This window comes from Pseudomonas sp. 910_21 (assembly GCF_052850735.1).
Genome location: NZ_VXCY01000003.1, coordinates 339,309 through 354,048 on the forward strand (window position 1 = coordinate 339,309; position 14,740 = coordinate 354,048).

Sequence of the window (14,740 nt, forward strand, 5' to 3'; positions counted from 1 at the left end):
ATCCTTTATATCTGCTTCGAGCGCCGTGCCCGCAAGCACCGCGCTCAAAGCCTAGCACTCAGCTCTGCAGCACACTCAAGGTCAGATCCAGGCACTTGCGCGCCTTGGCCACCAGTTCGTCGATCTCCGCCTCGCTGATCACCAGCGGTGGCGCAATGATCATGGTGTCGCCGACGGCACGCATGATCAGACCGTTATCGAAGCAGAACTGTCGGCAGATCATGCCTACGCCACGACCTTCGTAACGTGCCCGGGTGGCCTTGTCCTTGACCAGCTCGATCGCCCCCAGCAGGCCTACCCCGCGAACTTCGCCCACCAACGGGTGATCACTCAGCTCACGCAGACGTTTCTGCAAATAGGGTGCCGCTTTTTCGTGGGCGCGCTGGATAATTTTTTCATCGCGCATGATGCGGATGTTTTCCAGGGCCACGGCAGCGGCCACCGGATGGCCGGAGTAGGTGAAACCGTGGTTGAAATCACCGCCCTCGTTGAGCACCGCCACCACTTCGTCACGGACAATCAGGCCGCCCATGGGGATGTAGCCGGAGGTCAGGCCCTTGGCGATGGTCATCATGTCGGGCTTGAGATCGTAGAAATCGCTACCGAACCACTCACCGGTGCGGCCGAAGCCACAGATCACTTCGTCGGCGACGAAGAGGATGTCGTACTTGGCGAGGATTTCCTTGATCCGCGGCCAGTAGCTGTCCGGCGGCACAATCACGCCGCCAGCGCCCTGGATCGGCTCGGCGATAAAGGCACCGACGTTATCCACGCCCAGCTCCAGGATCTTCTCTTCCAGCTGGTTGGCCGCCCAGATGCCGAACTCTTCTGGGCTCATGTCGCCGCCTTCGCCGAACCAGTACGGTTGCGGGATGTGGACAATGCCCGGAATCGGCAGGTCGCCCTGTTCGTGCATGTAAGTCATGCCGCCGAGGCTGGCGCCCGCCACGGTGGAGCCGTGGTAGCCGTTAACCCGGCTGATGATGGTCTTCTTGTTCGGCTGGCCCTTGATCGCCCAGTAATGGCGGACCATGCGCAGCATGGTGTCGTTGCCTTCGGAGCCGGAGCCGGTGAAGAACACGTGATTCATGCCTTCCGGTGCGACATCGGCGATTGCCTTGGACAGCTCCAGCACCGGCGGGTGGGCGGTCTGGAAGAACAGGTTGTAATAGGGCAGTTCACGCATTTGCTTGCTGGCGGCTTCCGCCAATTCATCACGACCATAGCCGATGGCTACGCACCACAGGCCAGCCATACCGTCGAGAATCTGATTGCCTTCACTGTCCCAGAGGTACACACCCTTGGCATGGGTGATGATCCGCGGCCCCTTCTCCTTCAATTGCTTGAAGTCGCTGAAAGGCGCCAGGTGGTGATCACTGCTGAGGGTTTGCCACTCGCGGGTTTGCGGGTTTTTATGAGTCATCAATCTCTCCTAAGTGTCAGTGAAGGCGCCGCTGGGGGGCAGCGGCGCCCGGCGAATCAGACGGCGAACAGCAGGAATTCCCGCTCCCACGAACTGATCACGCGCTTGAAGTTTTCGTGCTCGGCCCGCTTCACCGCGACGTAGCCGGTGATGAACTTCTGGCCCAGGTACTTCTCGATGGTCTTGCTGTTTTCCATTCGCTCCAGGGCGTCCTCGATGGTCAACGGCAGGCGCAGGTTGCGTCGTTCATAACCACGACCGACCACTGGCGCGCTCGGGTTGTGGCCTTCGACCATACCAATGAAGCCGCACAGCAGGCTGGCAGCAATGGCCAGGTAAGGGTTGGCGTCGGCGCCCGGCAGGCGGTTTTCCACCCGACGGTTCTGCGGCCCGGCATCCGGCACCCGCAGGCCCACGGTGCGGTTTTCTTCGCCCCACTCGACGTTCACTGGCGCCGAGGTATCGGGCAGGAAGCGGCGGAACGAGTTGACGTTGGGGGCGAACAGCGGCAGCAGCTCGGGGATGAACTTCTGCAAACCGCCAATGTGGTTGAGGAACAGCTGGCTCATGGTCCCGTCTTCGTTGGAGAAGACGTTCTTGCCGGTGTTGATGTCGATGACGCTCTGGTGCAAGTGCATGGCGCTGCCAGGCTCGCCGGTCATGGGCTTGGCCATGAAGGTTGCGGCCACGTCATGCTTGAGTGCGGCTTCGCGCATGGTGCGCTTGAACACCAGGATCTGGTCAGCCAGGGACAAGGCGTCACCGTGACGGAAGTTGATCTCCATCTGCGCCGTGCCGTCCTCATGGATCAGGGTGTCCAGGTCCAGCTCCTGCAGTTCGCACCAGTCGTAGACATCTTCGAACAGCGGATCGAATTCGTTGGCCGCTTCAATGGAGAACGACTGGCGCCCGGTTTCAGGACGGCCGGAACGGCCGATGGGCGGCTGCAGGGGATAGTCGGGGTCGTCACTGCGCTTGGTCAGGTAGAACTCCATCTCCGGCGCCACGATGGGCTGCCAGCCGTGGTCGGCGTAGAGCTTGAGGACCTTCTTCAAGACGTTGCGTGGCGACAGCTCGATGGGGTTGCCCTGCTTGTCGTAGGTGTCGTGGATCACCTGGGCAGTGGGTTCGATGGCCCAGGGCACGAGATACACCGCGTTCTGGTCGGGACGGCAGACCATGTCGATGTCCGCCGGGTCCAGCAGCTCGTAATAGATGTCGTCTTCGACATAGTCGCCGGTCACGGTCTGCAACAGCACGCTCTCGGGCAGGCGCATGCCTTTTTCGGCAATGAACTTGTTGGTCGGCGAGATCTTGCCCCGGGTGATACCGGTCAAGTCGCCGATCATGCATTCGACTTCTGTGATCTTGTGGTCTTTCAACCAATCGGTGAGCTGGTCGAGGTTGTTACTCATAAATGCCTCTAGGCTGAGTTTCCTGACTCTCTATTAAGTCAGGCCTTGTGTGACGCTTCGGCGTCGCGTTGTTTTGCCCGCTTGCGGCAGGCATCACCAAAAGCCTGGAAGATGGCCAGATAGTGAGGATTGCAGCTTACCTGCCATTCGGGGTGCCATTGCACCCCTAAAGCAAATGCCTTGCCTCCCTCGACCGAGATGGCCTCCACCAGACCGTCAGGCGCCAGCGCCTCGACCCGCAGGCCCGGCGCCAGACGTTCAATACCTTGCGCATGAATCGAGTTGACTTGAATCTTCTGCGGCAGGCCCAGATTCGCCAGGATCCCGCCCGTTTGAACGTGCAGATCATGGGCGGGCGCGTACCAGGCATCCAGTGGCTGATCGGGCTCTTCATCATGGCGGTGGTCCATGAACGGCTGCACTTCATGCACGTTCTGATGAAGGCTGCCGCCCAGGGCCACATTCATTTCCTGAAATCCGCGACAGATACCCAGCACCGGAACACCGGCTTCGACGGCGGCATTCAACAGCGGCAGAGTGGCCGCGTCCCGTGCAGAATCATGAGCAGTGCCCGGCGCGCTGGCAGGCCCCTGATAATGGAAAGGTTCGATATTGGAAGGAGAACCGGTAAAGAGGATGCCGTCCAGGCCGTCCAGAATATCGGACGGGGAAAGCCACTGCGCCATGGACGGAAGAATCACCGGCACGCCCTGGGCTGCGCTGGCTACCGCCTGTACATACTCGTCGCCACTGATGTGATATGCATGCAGACCGATCTGCCTGGAGCAGGCGGTCACGCCGATTAACGGCAGGCGAGACATGAAACACCCCGGTATTATTGCTGTTATGGGTTTGATTCGAGCTTAGCGTTGTTCATTTTTTTACACAACACCCCCGTAAAAAATACAACACGGCCCGCTCAAGCCTGCGGTACCCAAGGTAGTCGAAGCCCAAAAAACGCCCTGTTTTGCCTCAAAAGAGCCTCGCCATCCCTTTATTAGGGCATAAAAGGCCTTACTTGACTTCGGCATGCCGTTCGGGTTGACTGAAACCAGAAAAGATCAATGATTGATATTTTTAACAACAAAGGTGTTGCATCATGTCGGTACCCCCGCGTGCCGTTCAGCTCAACGAAGCGAACGCGTTCCTTAAGGAACATCCTGAGGTTCTGTACGTTGACCTTCTGATTGCGGATATGAATGGTGTGGTGCGCGGCAAGCGCATCGAACGCACCAGCCTCCACAAGGTTTACGAGAAAGGCATCAACCTGCCGGCCTCCCTGTTTGCCCTGGATATCAATGGTTCTACGGTGGAAAGCACCGGCCTGGGCCTGGACATCGGCGATGCTGACCGAATCTGCTATCCAATCCCCGATACCCTGTGCAACGAGCCCTGGCAGAAGCGTCCTACCGCGCAACTGCTGATGACCATGCACGAGCTTGAAGGCGATCCGTTCTTCGCCGATCCACGAGAAGTACTGCGCCAGGTCGTGGCCAAGTTCGACGAACTGGGACTGACCATCTGCGCCGCCTTCGAACTGGAGTTCTACCTGATCGACCAGGAGAACGTGAACGGCCGCCCACAACCGCCACGTTCGCCGATCTCCGGCAAACGCCCGCATTCCACCCAGGTCTACCTGATCGACGATCTCGACGAATACGTCGACTGCCTCCAGGACATTCTCGAAGGTGCCAAAGAGCAAGGCATCCCCGCAGACGCCATCGTCAAGGAAAGTGCCCCGGCGCAGTTCGAAGTGAACCTGCACCACGTCGCCGACCCGATCAAGGCCTGCGATTACGCGGTACTGCTCAAACGCCTGATCAAGAACATCGCCTACGACCATGAGATGGACACCACCTTCATGGCCAAGCCTTACCCGGGCCAGGCGGGCAACGGTCTGCACGTCCACATTTCGATTCTGGATAAAGATGGCAAGAACATCTTTGCCAGCGAGGATCCCGAGCAGAACGCCGCACTGCGTCACGCGATCGGCGGTGTGCTCGAGACCCTACCGGCGCAGATGGCTTTCCTCTGCCCGAACGTCAACTCCTACCGTCGTTTCGGCGCACAGTTCTATGTGCCGAACTCGCCGAGCTGGGGCCTGGACAACCGTACCGTGGCCCTGCGGGTGCCTACCGGTTCGGCCGATGCCGTGCGCCTGGAACACCGGGTCGCCGGCGCCGACGCCAACCCTTACCTGTTGATGGCTTCGGTCCTGGCGGGCGTGCATCACGGCTTGACCAACAAGATCGAGCCGCCTGCGCCGACCGAAGGCAACAGCTACGAGCAGAACGAGCAGAGCCTGCCGAACAACTTGCGCGATGCCCTGCGCGAGCTGGACGACAGTGAGGTGATGGCCAAGTACATCGATCCGAAATACATCGACATCTTCGTGGCCTGCAAAGAGAGCGAGCTGGAGGAGTTCGAACACTCCATCTCCGACCTCGAGTACAACTGGTACCTGCACACCGTCTAAGCGGTTGTTGCAAAAAAACAACGCCGCGGAGCTCACACAGCCCGCGGCGTTTTTTTGTGCCTCGCCGTTATGGCCGGCGGATACAGGAATCCTGGCGCTCTCGCGTACAATGCCCGCTGCCCAGTAGGAGACACCGATGACGCGCACCGCCCCTCTTCGCAAACCCCGTGCACGCAGCCAGGCCCGGATCGACTCGATACTCGACGCCGCCCGGACCCTGCTGGCCAGCGAGGGGGTGGCCAGCCTGTCGATCTACAGCGTGGCGGAACGAGCGCAGATTCCACCGTCCTCGGTCTATCACTTCTTCGCCAGTGTCCCTGCCCTGCTGGAAGCCCTGACCGCTGATGTCCACGCCGGGTTTCGCGCCTGCCTGCAAGCTCCCATCGACCACGACCGGCTCGACAGCTGGCGGGACCTGTCACGCCTGGTTGAACAACGCATGCTCGACATCTACGGCGAGGACGCGGCGGCCCGCCAGTTGATCCTCGCCCAACACGGCTTGACGGAAGTCACCCAGGCCGATCGCCAGCACGACATCGAGCTGGGTGACCTGATGCACAAGCTGTTCGATCACCACTTCGAGCTGCCGACCCTGCCCCGGGATGTGGATGTATTCGCCCTGGCCATGGAGCTGGGAGATCGGGTGTACGCCCGTTCGGTGCAACAGCACGGGCAAATCACCCCGCGCATGGCGGAGGAAGGCATGCGGGTCTTCGATGCCTACCTGAGCCTCTACTTGCCGCCCTACCTGCCCAAGCGTCCAGCGTCTCTCTGAGCGCTCAAGCCTGCCGCAACAGCAACCTGTCGATGCTGTGATCCGCTGATTTGTGAATGATCAGATTCGCCCGTTCCCGGGTCGGCAGGATGTTTTCGACGAGATTCTTCAGGTTGACCCGATCCCAGGTATCGGATGCCACCGACAGGGCTTCAAGGTCCGAAAGCCCCTTGTACTTGTTGAAGTAGGAATCTGCCGCCTGGAACGCGGTGTTCTTCAAGTAGACAAAGCGCTCCAGGTACCAGGCCTTGATCGCCTCCTCGGACGCATCGACGTAAATGGAGAAGTCGATGAAGTCCAGGGGGTTCAAGCCTTGCCCCTGCTCGCCCTGCAGCACATTCAGGCCTTCGAGGATGATGATATCCGGAGCCTCCACCGACTGCGCCTCATCGGCCAGGATGTCGTAGCGGACGTGGGAATAGATGGGAATCCTGACGGCCTCGCCCTTCCTGCACACCGACTGCAGAAAATCCACGAACAACGGCTCATCGTAGGATTCGGGAAACCCCTTGCGGTGCAGAATATTTTTTTCCTGGAGGGTCGCCAGTGGGAAAAGAAAGGAGTCTGTAGTCACCAGATGCACATTGGGCTTGTCCGGCCAATAGGCCAGAAGGGCCGCCAGGACCCTGGCAAAACTGCTTTTGCCCACCGCGACACTGCCGGATACACCTATGACATAAGGTGCCTTGAAACCTGCCTGGGGGGCCTTGAGCGACTGCACCTGGGCCGCATGCAAATGCAGCAGCCGCGACAGCGGGAGCAGGATCTGCCTCACCTCCTCGGACGCCATGGGCTGGGTCGGACTGGTCAGCGTCTCCATCTCGGACGGTGACAGACTCATGGGTTCTGCGGCCCGCAGAGCTGACCAGCGATCGCGATCAAACTCCAGATACCCTACGTTTGGACCCTGCTCTGTTGTCATGTTTGTACTGTTCAGGCCTTGCCGAAAGCAGGGAAAGTATCAAATCTGACCGTTATTTACAGCGTCCATGAAAAAAGCCCCGAAGGACTCGCACCCTTCGGGGCTGTTGCACTGCATTGCTCACAACTTGGCGATCGACACCTCGGTGGATTTCACGAAGGCAATCACCTCGCTGCCGATGGACAGTTCCAGCTCCTTGACCGAACGGGTGGTGATCACCGAAGTGACAATCCCGGACGCGGTCTGCACGTCGATTTCCGACAGCACGTCACCCTCGACGATTTCCTTGATGGTGCCCTTGAACTGATTGCGAACGTTGATGGCTTTAATGGTCATGGTATTTCTCCTGGGATCGAAATGATTCGCTGTTTTAAAGTGCCCAGCGCAACTGCGTGGGCAAGGGTGAAACGGGTTCCGGTTCCGGTGGTGAACCTGGCAGTGCCAGCACGCGATTGAGGACTTCGGTTTCCAGGGCCGCCAGGCGATGGGAACCTCGCACCCGCGGGCGTGGCAGCTCGACGTGCAGGTCAAGCCCCACCTCGCCGTCTTCGATCAGGATCACCCGATCGGCAATCGCCACGGCCTCACTGACATCGTGGGTGACCAGCAATACGGTGAAGCCATGCTGCTGCCACAAACGTTCGATCAACTGCTGCATCTCGATCCGGGTCAGGGCATCCAGTGCCCCCAGCGGCTCGTCCAGCAGTAACAGTCGCGGCTGATGAATCAGGGCACGAGCCAGGGCCACCCGCTGTTTCTGGCCACCTGACAGCGCCGCCGGCCATTCATTGGCGCGATCCGCCAGGCCCACCGCTTCAAGGGCTTCCAGGGCCTGAGGCCGCCAGTTGCCCTTGAGGCCGAGCCCGACGTTGTCGATGACTTTCTTCCAGGGCAGCAAACGTGCCTCCTGGAACATCAACCGGGTGTCTTCGATGGCTGCGCTCAAGGGCGCGGAGCCTGCCAGCAACTCGCCGCCCGTGGGCTGATCGAGACCGGCCAGCAGGCGCAGCAAGGTGCTTTTGCCGCAACCGCTGCGCCCCACTACCGCCACGAACTGACCGGCAGGAATGTGCAGATCGACTTCCCGCAGCACCTGCCGCGAACCGAAGGTCTTTTGCAATTTGCGCACGGCCAGGGGAATGCCCCGCAGCAGCCGTGGAGGTTGTTGAGCCGTCATTGAGCATCTCCCCTGGCCACTTGGTAGGCCGGATGCCAGCGCAGCCAGACCCGCTCCAGGCCCCGCGCTGCGAGGTCGGCGAGCTTGCCGAGCACCGCGTACATGACAATGGCCAGCACCACCACGTCGGTCTGCAGGAACTCACGGGCATTCATGGCCAGATAGCCGATGCCGGAGCTGGCGGAGATGGTTTCAGCAACGATCAGCGTCAGCCACATGAAGCCCAGGGCAAAACGCACCCCCACCAGGATCGAGGGCAAGGCTCCCGGCAGGATCACTTGGCGAAACAGCGCGAACCCCGACAGTCCGTAGCTACGGGCCATCTCCACCAGCGCCGGATCAACGTTGCGAATGCCGTGGTAAGTGTTGAGGTAGATCGGGAACAGAGTGCCCAGGGCTACCAGAAAGATCTTCGCCGACTCGTCGATACCGAACCACAGGATCACCAGGGGAATCAGCGCCAGGTGCGGTACGTTGCGGATCATCTGCACCGAGCTGTCCAGCAAGCGCTCGCCCCATTTCGACAAACCGGTGATGAAGCCCAGCGCCAGACCGATACCGCCGCCGATGACAAAACCCAGCCCCGCACGCCAGCCACTGATGGCCAGGTGAGTCCAGATATCGCCACTGCGTACCAGGCTGACCCCGGCCTCGATCACCGCGCTGGGGGCCGGCAGGATACGGGTCGACAGCCAACCCGCCGACACCGACAGCTGCCACACCGCGAGCAGCAGCAACGGCAGCCCCCAGGGCGCCAGCCGATGCACTATGCGTTGTCCACTCATGACCGCACCTCAGCTCTGGGACGCAGCTTTGGGGATGATGTCGTTGGCGACCATTTCCCCGAACGGACTGACATAACCTGCAGCTTCAGGCAGCTTGGGGCGCTCGATGTCCAGATGCGGAAACAGCAGTTCGGCCACCCGGTAGGACTCTTCCAGGTGTGGATAACCGGAGAAGATAAAGGTGTCGATGCCCAGGTCTGCGTACTCTTGCATCCGCGCTGCCACCGTAGGACCGTCGCCCACCAGGGCCGTGCCGGCGCCACCACGCACCAGGCCTACCCCGGCCCAGAGGTTCGGGCTCACTTCCAGTTTGTCGCGGCGCCCTCCATGCAGGGCCGCCATGCGCTGCTGGCCGACGGAATCGAAGCGGGCCAGGGACGCCTGGGCCCGAGCGATGGTGTCGTCGTCCAGATGGGAAATCAGGCGCTCGGCGGCCTGCCAGGCCTCGGCATTGGTTTCTCGCACAATCACATGCAGGCGGATGCCAAAACGCACGGTGCGCCCCAGCTTGGCGGCCTTGTCCCGCACCTGCTGGATCTTCTCGGCCACGGCGGCCGGTGGTTCGCCCCAGGTCAGGACCATCTCCACCTGCTCGGCGGCCAGGTCCTGGGCGGCTTCCGAAGAGCCGCCGAAATACAGCGGTGGACGGGGTTGCTGCAGCGGCGGATAGAGCAGCTTGGCGCCCTTCACGCTGATGTGCTGGCCGTCGTAATCCACGGTTTCGCCTTCCAGCACCCGCCGCCAGATACGGGTGAATTCCACGGAGGCCTGGTAACGCTCTTCATGGTCGAGGAACAGGCCATCGCCGGCCAACTCGTCCGGATCACCACCGGTCACCAGGTTGAACAGCGCCCGACCACCGGACAAGCGATCCAGGGTCGCAGCCTGACGCGCCGCCACCGTCGGGGAAATGATCCCGGGACGCAGGGCTACCAGAAACTTCAGACGCTGGGTCACCGGAATCAGCGAGGCCGCCACCAACCAGGAATCCTCGCAGGACCGCCCGGTGGGAATCAGCACCCCGCCAAAACCAAGGCGGTCGGCAGCCTGGGCGATCTGTTGCAGGTATGCATGATCGACGGCGCGAGCGCCTTCGGCGGTGCCAAGGTAATGGCCGTCGCCGTGGGTGGGCAGAAACCAGAAGATGTTGAGGCTCATGGAGTTGTCTCCTAAGGGGTCGAATTACGGCGCTTTGGCCACGGCGGCAGTGGGCGTCCAGATCACGTCTTTGATGCTCAGCGGCTTGGGAATCAGCTTGAGCTGATAGAAGCTGTCGGCGATTTTCTGCTGCGCGGCGATCACTTCCGGAGTCAGGAAGGCCGCACCGTAGCCCTGGCGTTTCACCGAGGTCAGGGTGATGTCGGTAGACAGGCCCAACAGCGGCGCCACCTGCTGGGTGACCTCCTGCGGGTTGGCCTTGGACCACTCGCCCACGGCCCGCACTTCCTCCACCAGGGCCTTGATCACCTCGGGGTGCTGCTGTGCGTAGGGTTTGGTCGCCAGGTAGAACTGGTGGTTGTCGACGATGCCACTGCCGTCACGCAGAGTGCGTGCCTGCAGTTGCTGCTCGGCCGCCGCCTGGTAAGGGTCCCAGATCACCCAGGCGTCGACACTGCCACGCTCGAACGCTGCGCGGGCATCGGCCGGGGGCAGGAACACAGTCTGGATATCGCTGTACTTGAGGCCGGCGTCTTCCAGGGCGCGGACCAGCAGGTAATGGACGTTGGAGCCCTTGTTCAGCACCACCTTCTTGCCCTTGAGGTCCTGCACCGATTTGATCGGCGAGTCCTTGGGCACCAGGATCGCTTCGCTATGGGGCGCCGGCGGTTCATAGGCCACGTAGAGCAGATCGGCACCGGCAGCCTGGGCAAATACCGGTGGAGTTTCGCCGGTCACACCGAAGTCGATGGAGCCGACATTCAGCCCCTCCAGCAGCTGCGGGCCGCCCGGGAACTCGGTCCATTGCACGTCTACGCCCTGCTGCGCCAGGCGCTTTTCCAGGGAGCCCTTGGCCTTGAGCAGCACCAGGGTGCCGTATTTCTGATAACCGATACGCAAGGTCTCGGCTTGAGCTTGAACAATGGCGCCGAAGGACACAGCCGCAGCAAACAGAGCGACCAGACCGCGACGCAAAATGACAGGGCGCATGGCGCTCTCCTTTTTGCTGTGGGGGTTGTGGCTGCACCTGCTTGCCCGTTGGCGGGCGAGTAAGGCCAGTACTTCAAATCAGGGGTGTGACTCAAATGCTCCAGCGAGCACTCAACAGACGTTCATTCAACACATGCGGGTCCAGCGGTTTGGGACGACGTGCCATCGCGCTGTGGAACTGCTCCAGGGCTTCGCTCAAGCGTTGCTCCAGAGCCTGCGCCAGCTGCGGCTGGACACTGCCTTCGCCATAAGCGATCTGGCTGTCCTCGGCAAAGATGCCCTGGAGCATTTCCTGGGCCTTGAGTGCCGAGAGCACAGGCTTGAGGGCGTAATCCACCGCCAGCATGTGGGCGATGCTGCCGCCCGTGGCCATGGGCAGCACCACCTTGTGGCTCAGGGCACGTTCCGGCAGCAGGTCGAGCAGGGTTTTCAGGGCCCCGGAAAAAGACGCCTTGTACACCGGCGTGGCAATCAGCAGGCCGTCGGCCTGCTCAATGTGTTGCAGCAGATCGATGACCATGGGGCTGTCGAAGCGGGCGTGAAGCAGATCTTCGGCCGGGAAGTCCCGCACCTGGTAACTGACCACTTCCACGCCTTGCTGCTGCAACCAGCGCTTGGCCAACTCCAGCAGCACCCCGGAACGGGAGCGTTGGCTGGGACTGCCACCGAGAGAGACCACCAGCATGCAGGGGATTCCTTGAACAAGATAAAGCGATTCGCGGGATGCGATCTCGCCGGACTGGACAGACCTTAACAGTCTATTTTTATATCCATAAATCTTATTTATTCATTTGTTTATTCCTTATATGCATATAAGGAAGTATTTCTCGCAGGCAAAAAAATAGGCCGTCGAAACGGCCTTAAAACCCCTGCTTTATGGATCTGTTACCCCTGAACTCTCCGTAGGAGCGGGCTTGCCCGCGAAAAAGCCCGCAAAACCTTGCATCGGCCTCACGACCGCCTTCGCCGGCAAGCCGGCTCCTACAGCGGCTCGTGTATCAACGGTTGGGTTGCGGCGTCAGGCGCAGGTAAGGCTTCACTGCGCGATAACCTTTGGGAAAGCGGCGCTTGATCTCTTCCTCGTCCTTGAGCGAGGGCACGATCACCACCTCGTCACCATCCTGCCAGTTAGCCGGAGTAGCCACTTTGTAGTTGTCGGTGAGTTGCAACGAGTCAATCACCCGGAGAATTTCGTGGAAATTGCGCCCGGTACTGGCGGGATAGGTGATGGTCAGGCGAATCTTCTTGTTCGGGTCGATGACGAACAGCGAACGCACGGTCAGCGTGTCGTTGGCATTGGGGTGAATCAGGTCATAGAGGTCCGACACTTTGCGATCGGCGTCCGCCAGGATCGGAAAATTGACGATGGTGTGCTGGGTTTCGTTGATGTCCTCGATCCAGCGGTGATGGGAATCCACCGGGTCCACCGACAGGGCAATGGCTTTGACTCCGCGCTGAGCGAACTCGTCCTTGAGCTTGGCGGTGAAACCCAGCTCGGTGGTGCACACCGGCGTGAAGTCTGCGGGGTGGGAAAACAGCACGCCCCAGCTATCGCCCAGCCACTCGTGGAAACGAATCTTGCCGGCACTGGAATCCTGTTCGAAGTCGGGGGCGATGTCGCCCAGTCTGAGGCTCATGGGGTGCTGCTCCTGTGAGTGCGTGATGGAGCTACTCTGCCTGCACCGGAGCTTATTTAAAAAGAATAAATATCGATTTATTAATAACTGAATTGAATATTAAAAATCTCTTCACTGGACGCGCGCGCAGGCGAAGACCACCCTTCTCAACAAGGTTCGAGAAGGCCTTGAGTAGCTGTACAAAGAGGGGGATTCAGGAAGGGCTCACGGGGGTGGGCCTGACTTGAAGCAATACCTCGCCCGGCATTGCGCCGGGCGAGGCTTTATCGCGCTATTACAACAGCGGGATCGAGTAGCTGACGATCAGACGGTTTTCGTCCTGATCGCGCTGGCTCGGGATGTCGTTGCGCCACATGGCGTTTTTCCAAGTGAAGCCCAGGTTCTTCAGCGGGCCTTCCGGAACAACGTAAGCGACGGTCAGGTCGCGTTCCCACTCGGAACGGCCGCTACCAGCTACAGCACCTTTAGCGGTTACGGTGTCGATGTTGTCACCGCGCAGGTAAACCACACCGGCAGTCAGGCCAGGGGCGCCCAGTTTGGCGAAGTCATAGGAGTAGCGCGCTTGCCAGGTACGCTCGCCGGCACGGGCGAACTTCTGGATCTGCATGTCGGTGATGATGTAGGCCGACGAGCCATCACCCTGGTTCAGCCAAGGGAAATCGCTGCTGCCGTTGCTGACCTGGTAGCCGCCACCAAAGGTATGACCGGCAACCGAGTACAGGAACAGGCCGCTATAAAGGTTGTTGTCAACCTTGCCTTTACCACTTGCTACACCAGAGTAGTTGCCAGTGGTGAAGTAGGTGGAGTCATGACCATTAGCACCATCGTCGCGGCTGTTGAAGTAACGCAGGTCGGACTTCAATACGCCCGGGCCGATTGCCCAGTTATGAGTCAGGCCCAGGAAGTGCTGCTTGTAGAAGTCTTCCAGGTTGCCGTAGTAGTACTGAGCGGTGAGGTCCTTGGTGATCTTGTAGTCGCCACCACCGTAGATGAACTTGTTGCTATCACGAAAGCTTGCACCGCGGCTGTTGGCGCCAGCGATGGAGAGTTGTTCGTTGTTGCTGGAGTTACGGCCCTTGGCGTGCTCGATCTGACCACCGATCAGGGTCAGATCCTTGATGTCGTTGGTAGTGATCTGACCGCCCTGGAAGGTTTGCGGCAGCATACGACCATCGTTGGTCACGATAACCGGCAGTTTTGGCTGCAGGGTGCCCAGCTTCAGCTCGGTTTGCGAGATCTTGGCTTTGGCAGTCAGGCCCAGGCTGGAGTAGTTGTCAACGGCTTCGCCATTGGATTTGCTTGGAAATACGGTACCGCCGTAGGAGCTAGGAGTAGCGCCGTTGGTGCCGCCCCCCGAGTCCAGCTTGATACCCAGCAGGCCGATCGCGTCGAGACCGAAACCTACGGTGCCCTGGGTGTAGCCAGAGGTGAAGTTGAGCTGAAAGCCTTGGCCCCACTCTTCGTTCTTGCTCTGAACATTGCTGGCGGTTGCTGCCGCATGGTCACGGTTATCAGTATTGATATAGAAGTTGCGCAGCCCCAAGGTAGCCTTGCTGTCTTCGATGAAACCGGCGGCGCCTGCCTGCTGCGCCAAAACCCCTACGGCCACAGCCAGGGCCAAGGTGGACTTGTTCATGTTTCGCTCCTCTCGTTTCTAATTCTTGTGGTTCCTGGCCCCAGATCGAACGCCCGGGTGCCACAGATGCGCGATTAGCGCCAGACCGTGACTGATAAGTCAATCGTAACGGACTGTGTCTACGACCATGGTCTAATCGCAGTGATTTGGTCCATGCAGGGTAATGAATTACTCATAAACCCAAAAAGAATTGTTTAATTCTTTTTCATACCTTTCAGGAATAAAGCTCGCCACGGTAAAGCCGAGAATCCCAGCCTAGACACTCGCAAGCTTATTTCTGAAAAATATTTCCCCGATCCAGCCCCCAAGATCCCCCGCGCCAGAGGCGTAAAACGTCATGGAGGAT

The 14,740-nt window shown here is 60.0% G+C and carries 14 protein-coding genes; 2 read left to right on the forward strand and 12 right to left on the reverse strand.

Features of this window, described 5'->3' with window-relative positions; translation table 11 throughout:
* Positions 1–58: 58 nt before the first annotated feature.
* Genes FW796_RS11545 through FW796_RS11555 form a run of 3 tightly spaced genes read right to left on the reverse strand, consistent with a single transcriptional unit; the run spans position 59 to position 3,659 of the window.
* Complete coding sequence (locus FW796_RS11545; RefSeq protein WP_346633300.1) at positions 59–1,423, reverse strand: aspartate aminotransferase family protein; 1,365 nt, start codon at positions 1,421–1,423, stop codon at positions 59–61.
* A gap of 56 nt (positions 1,424–1,479) precedes the next feature.
* Entirely contained in the window at positions 1,480–2,838 is a 1,359-nt protein-coding gene (locus tag FW796_RS11550; RefSeq protein ID WP_346633301.1) for a glutamine synthetase family protein, read from the reverse strand.
* A gap of 38 nt (positions 2,839–2,876) precedes the next feature.
* Positions 2,877–3,659, reverse strand: coding sequence for a gamma-glutamyl-gamma-aminobutyrate hydrolase family protein (locus FW796_RS11555; RefSeq protein WP_446439379.1), 783 nt, complete (start codon positions 3,657–3,659; stop codon positions 2,877–2,879).
* 278 nt (positions 3,660–3,937) lie between these two features.
* Here FW796_RS11555 and FW796_RS11560 point away from each other — a divergent pair, with 278 nt between their 5' ends.
* Together FW796_RS11560 and FW796_RS11565 are read left to right on the forward strand one after the other, a co-directional pair.
* A complete protein-coding gene (locus tag FW796_RS11560) occupies positions 3,938–5,314 on the forward strand; it encodes a glutamine synthetase family protein (RefSeq protein WP_346633303.1) in 1,377 nt (458 codons plus the stop codon).
* 136 nt (positions 5,315–5,450) lie between these two features.
* Complete coding sequence (locus FW796_RS11565) at positions 5,451–6,089, forward strand: TetR/AcrR family transcriptional regulator (protein WP_346633304.1); 639 nt, start codon at positions 5,451–5,453, stop codon at positions 6,087–6,089.
* Between the two features lie 4 nt (positions 6,090–6,093).
* On the opposite strand, the gene coaA is transcribed toward FW796_RS11565, so the two are convergent.
* From coaA to FW796_RS11610, 9 genes are all read right to left on the reverse strand, one after another.
* Positions 6,094–7,011, reverse strand: a complete 918-nt coding sequence (gene coaA, locus FW796_RS11570) for a type I pantothenate kinase (protein ID WP_346633305.1) — start codon at positions 7,009–7,011, stop codon at positions 6,094–6,096.
* A gap of 120 nt (positions 7,012–7,131) precedes the next feature.
* Complete coding sequence (locus FW796_RS11575; protein WP_011064106.1) at positions 7,132–7,347, reverse strand: TOBE domain-containing protein; 216 nt, start codon at positions 7,345–7,347, stop codon at positions 7,132–7,134.
* A gap of 34 nt (positions 7,348–7,381) precedes the next feature.
* Entirely contained in the window at positions 7,382–8,188 is an 807-nt protein-coding gene (gene ssuB, locus FW796_RS11580) for an aliphatic sulfonates ABC transporter ATP-binding protein (RefSeq protein ID WP_346633306.1), read from the reverse strand.
* The gene (gene ssuC, locus FW796_RS11585; RefSeq protein ID WP_346633307.1) at positions 8,185–8,973 is read right to left on the reverse strand and encodes an aliphatic sulfonate ABC transporter permease SsuC; all 789 of its coding nucleotides are present in this window, start codon (positions 8,971–8,973) and stop codon (positions 8,185–8,187) included. The genes ssuB and ssuC overlap by 4 nt, the downstream gene beginning before the upstream one ends.
* Before the next feature lie 9 nt (positions 8,974–8,982).
* A complete protein-coding gene (ssuD, locus tag FW796_RS11590; protein WP_446439380.1) occupies positions 8,983–10,131 on the reverse strand; it encodes an FMNH2-dependent alkanesulfonate monooxygenase in 1,149 nt (382 codons plus the stop codon).
* 24 nt (positions 10,132–10,155) lie between these two features.
* A complete protein-coding gene (locus tag FW796_RS11595) occupies positions 10,156–11,121 on the reverse strand; it encodes a sulfonate ABC transporter substrate-binding protein (protein ID WP_346633309.1) in 966 nt (321 codons plus the stop codon).
* Between the two features lie 91 nt (positions 11,122–11,212).
* Complete coding sequence (gene ssuE / locus FW796_RS11600) at positions 11,213–11,806, reverse strand: NADPH-dependent FMN reductase (protein ID WP_123726740.1); 594 nt, start codon at positions 11,804–11,806, stop codon at positions 11,213–11,215.
* A 313-nt stretch (positions 11,807–12,119) separates the two neighbouring features.
* A complete protein-coding gene (locus tag FW796_RS11605) occupies positions 12,120–12,758 on the reverse strand; it encodes a peroxiredoxin (protein ID WP_161753053.1) in 639 nt (212 codons plus the stop codon).
* 274 nt (positions 12,759–13,032) lie between these two features.
* Positions 13,033–14,394: an OprD family porin gene (locus FW796_RS11610; RefSeq protein WP_346633310.1), complete on the reverse strand. Its 1,362-nt coding sequence runs from the start codon at positions 14,392–14,394 to the stop codon at positions 13,033–13,035.
* Between the last annotated feature and the right edge of the window lie 346 nt (positions 14,395–14,740).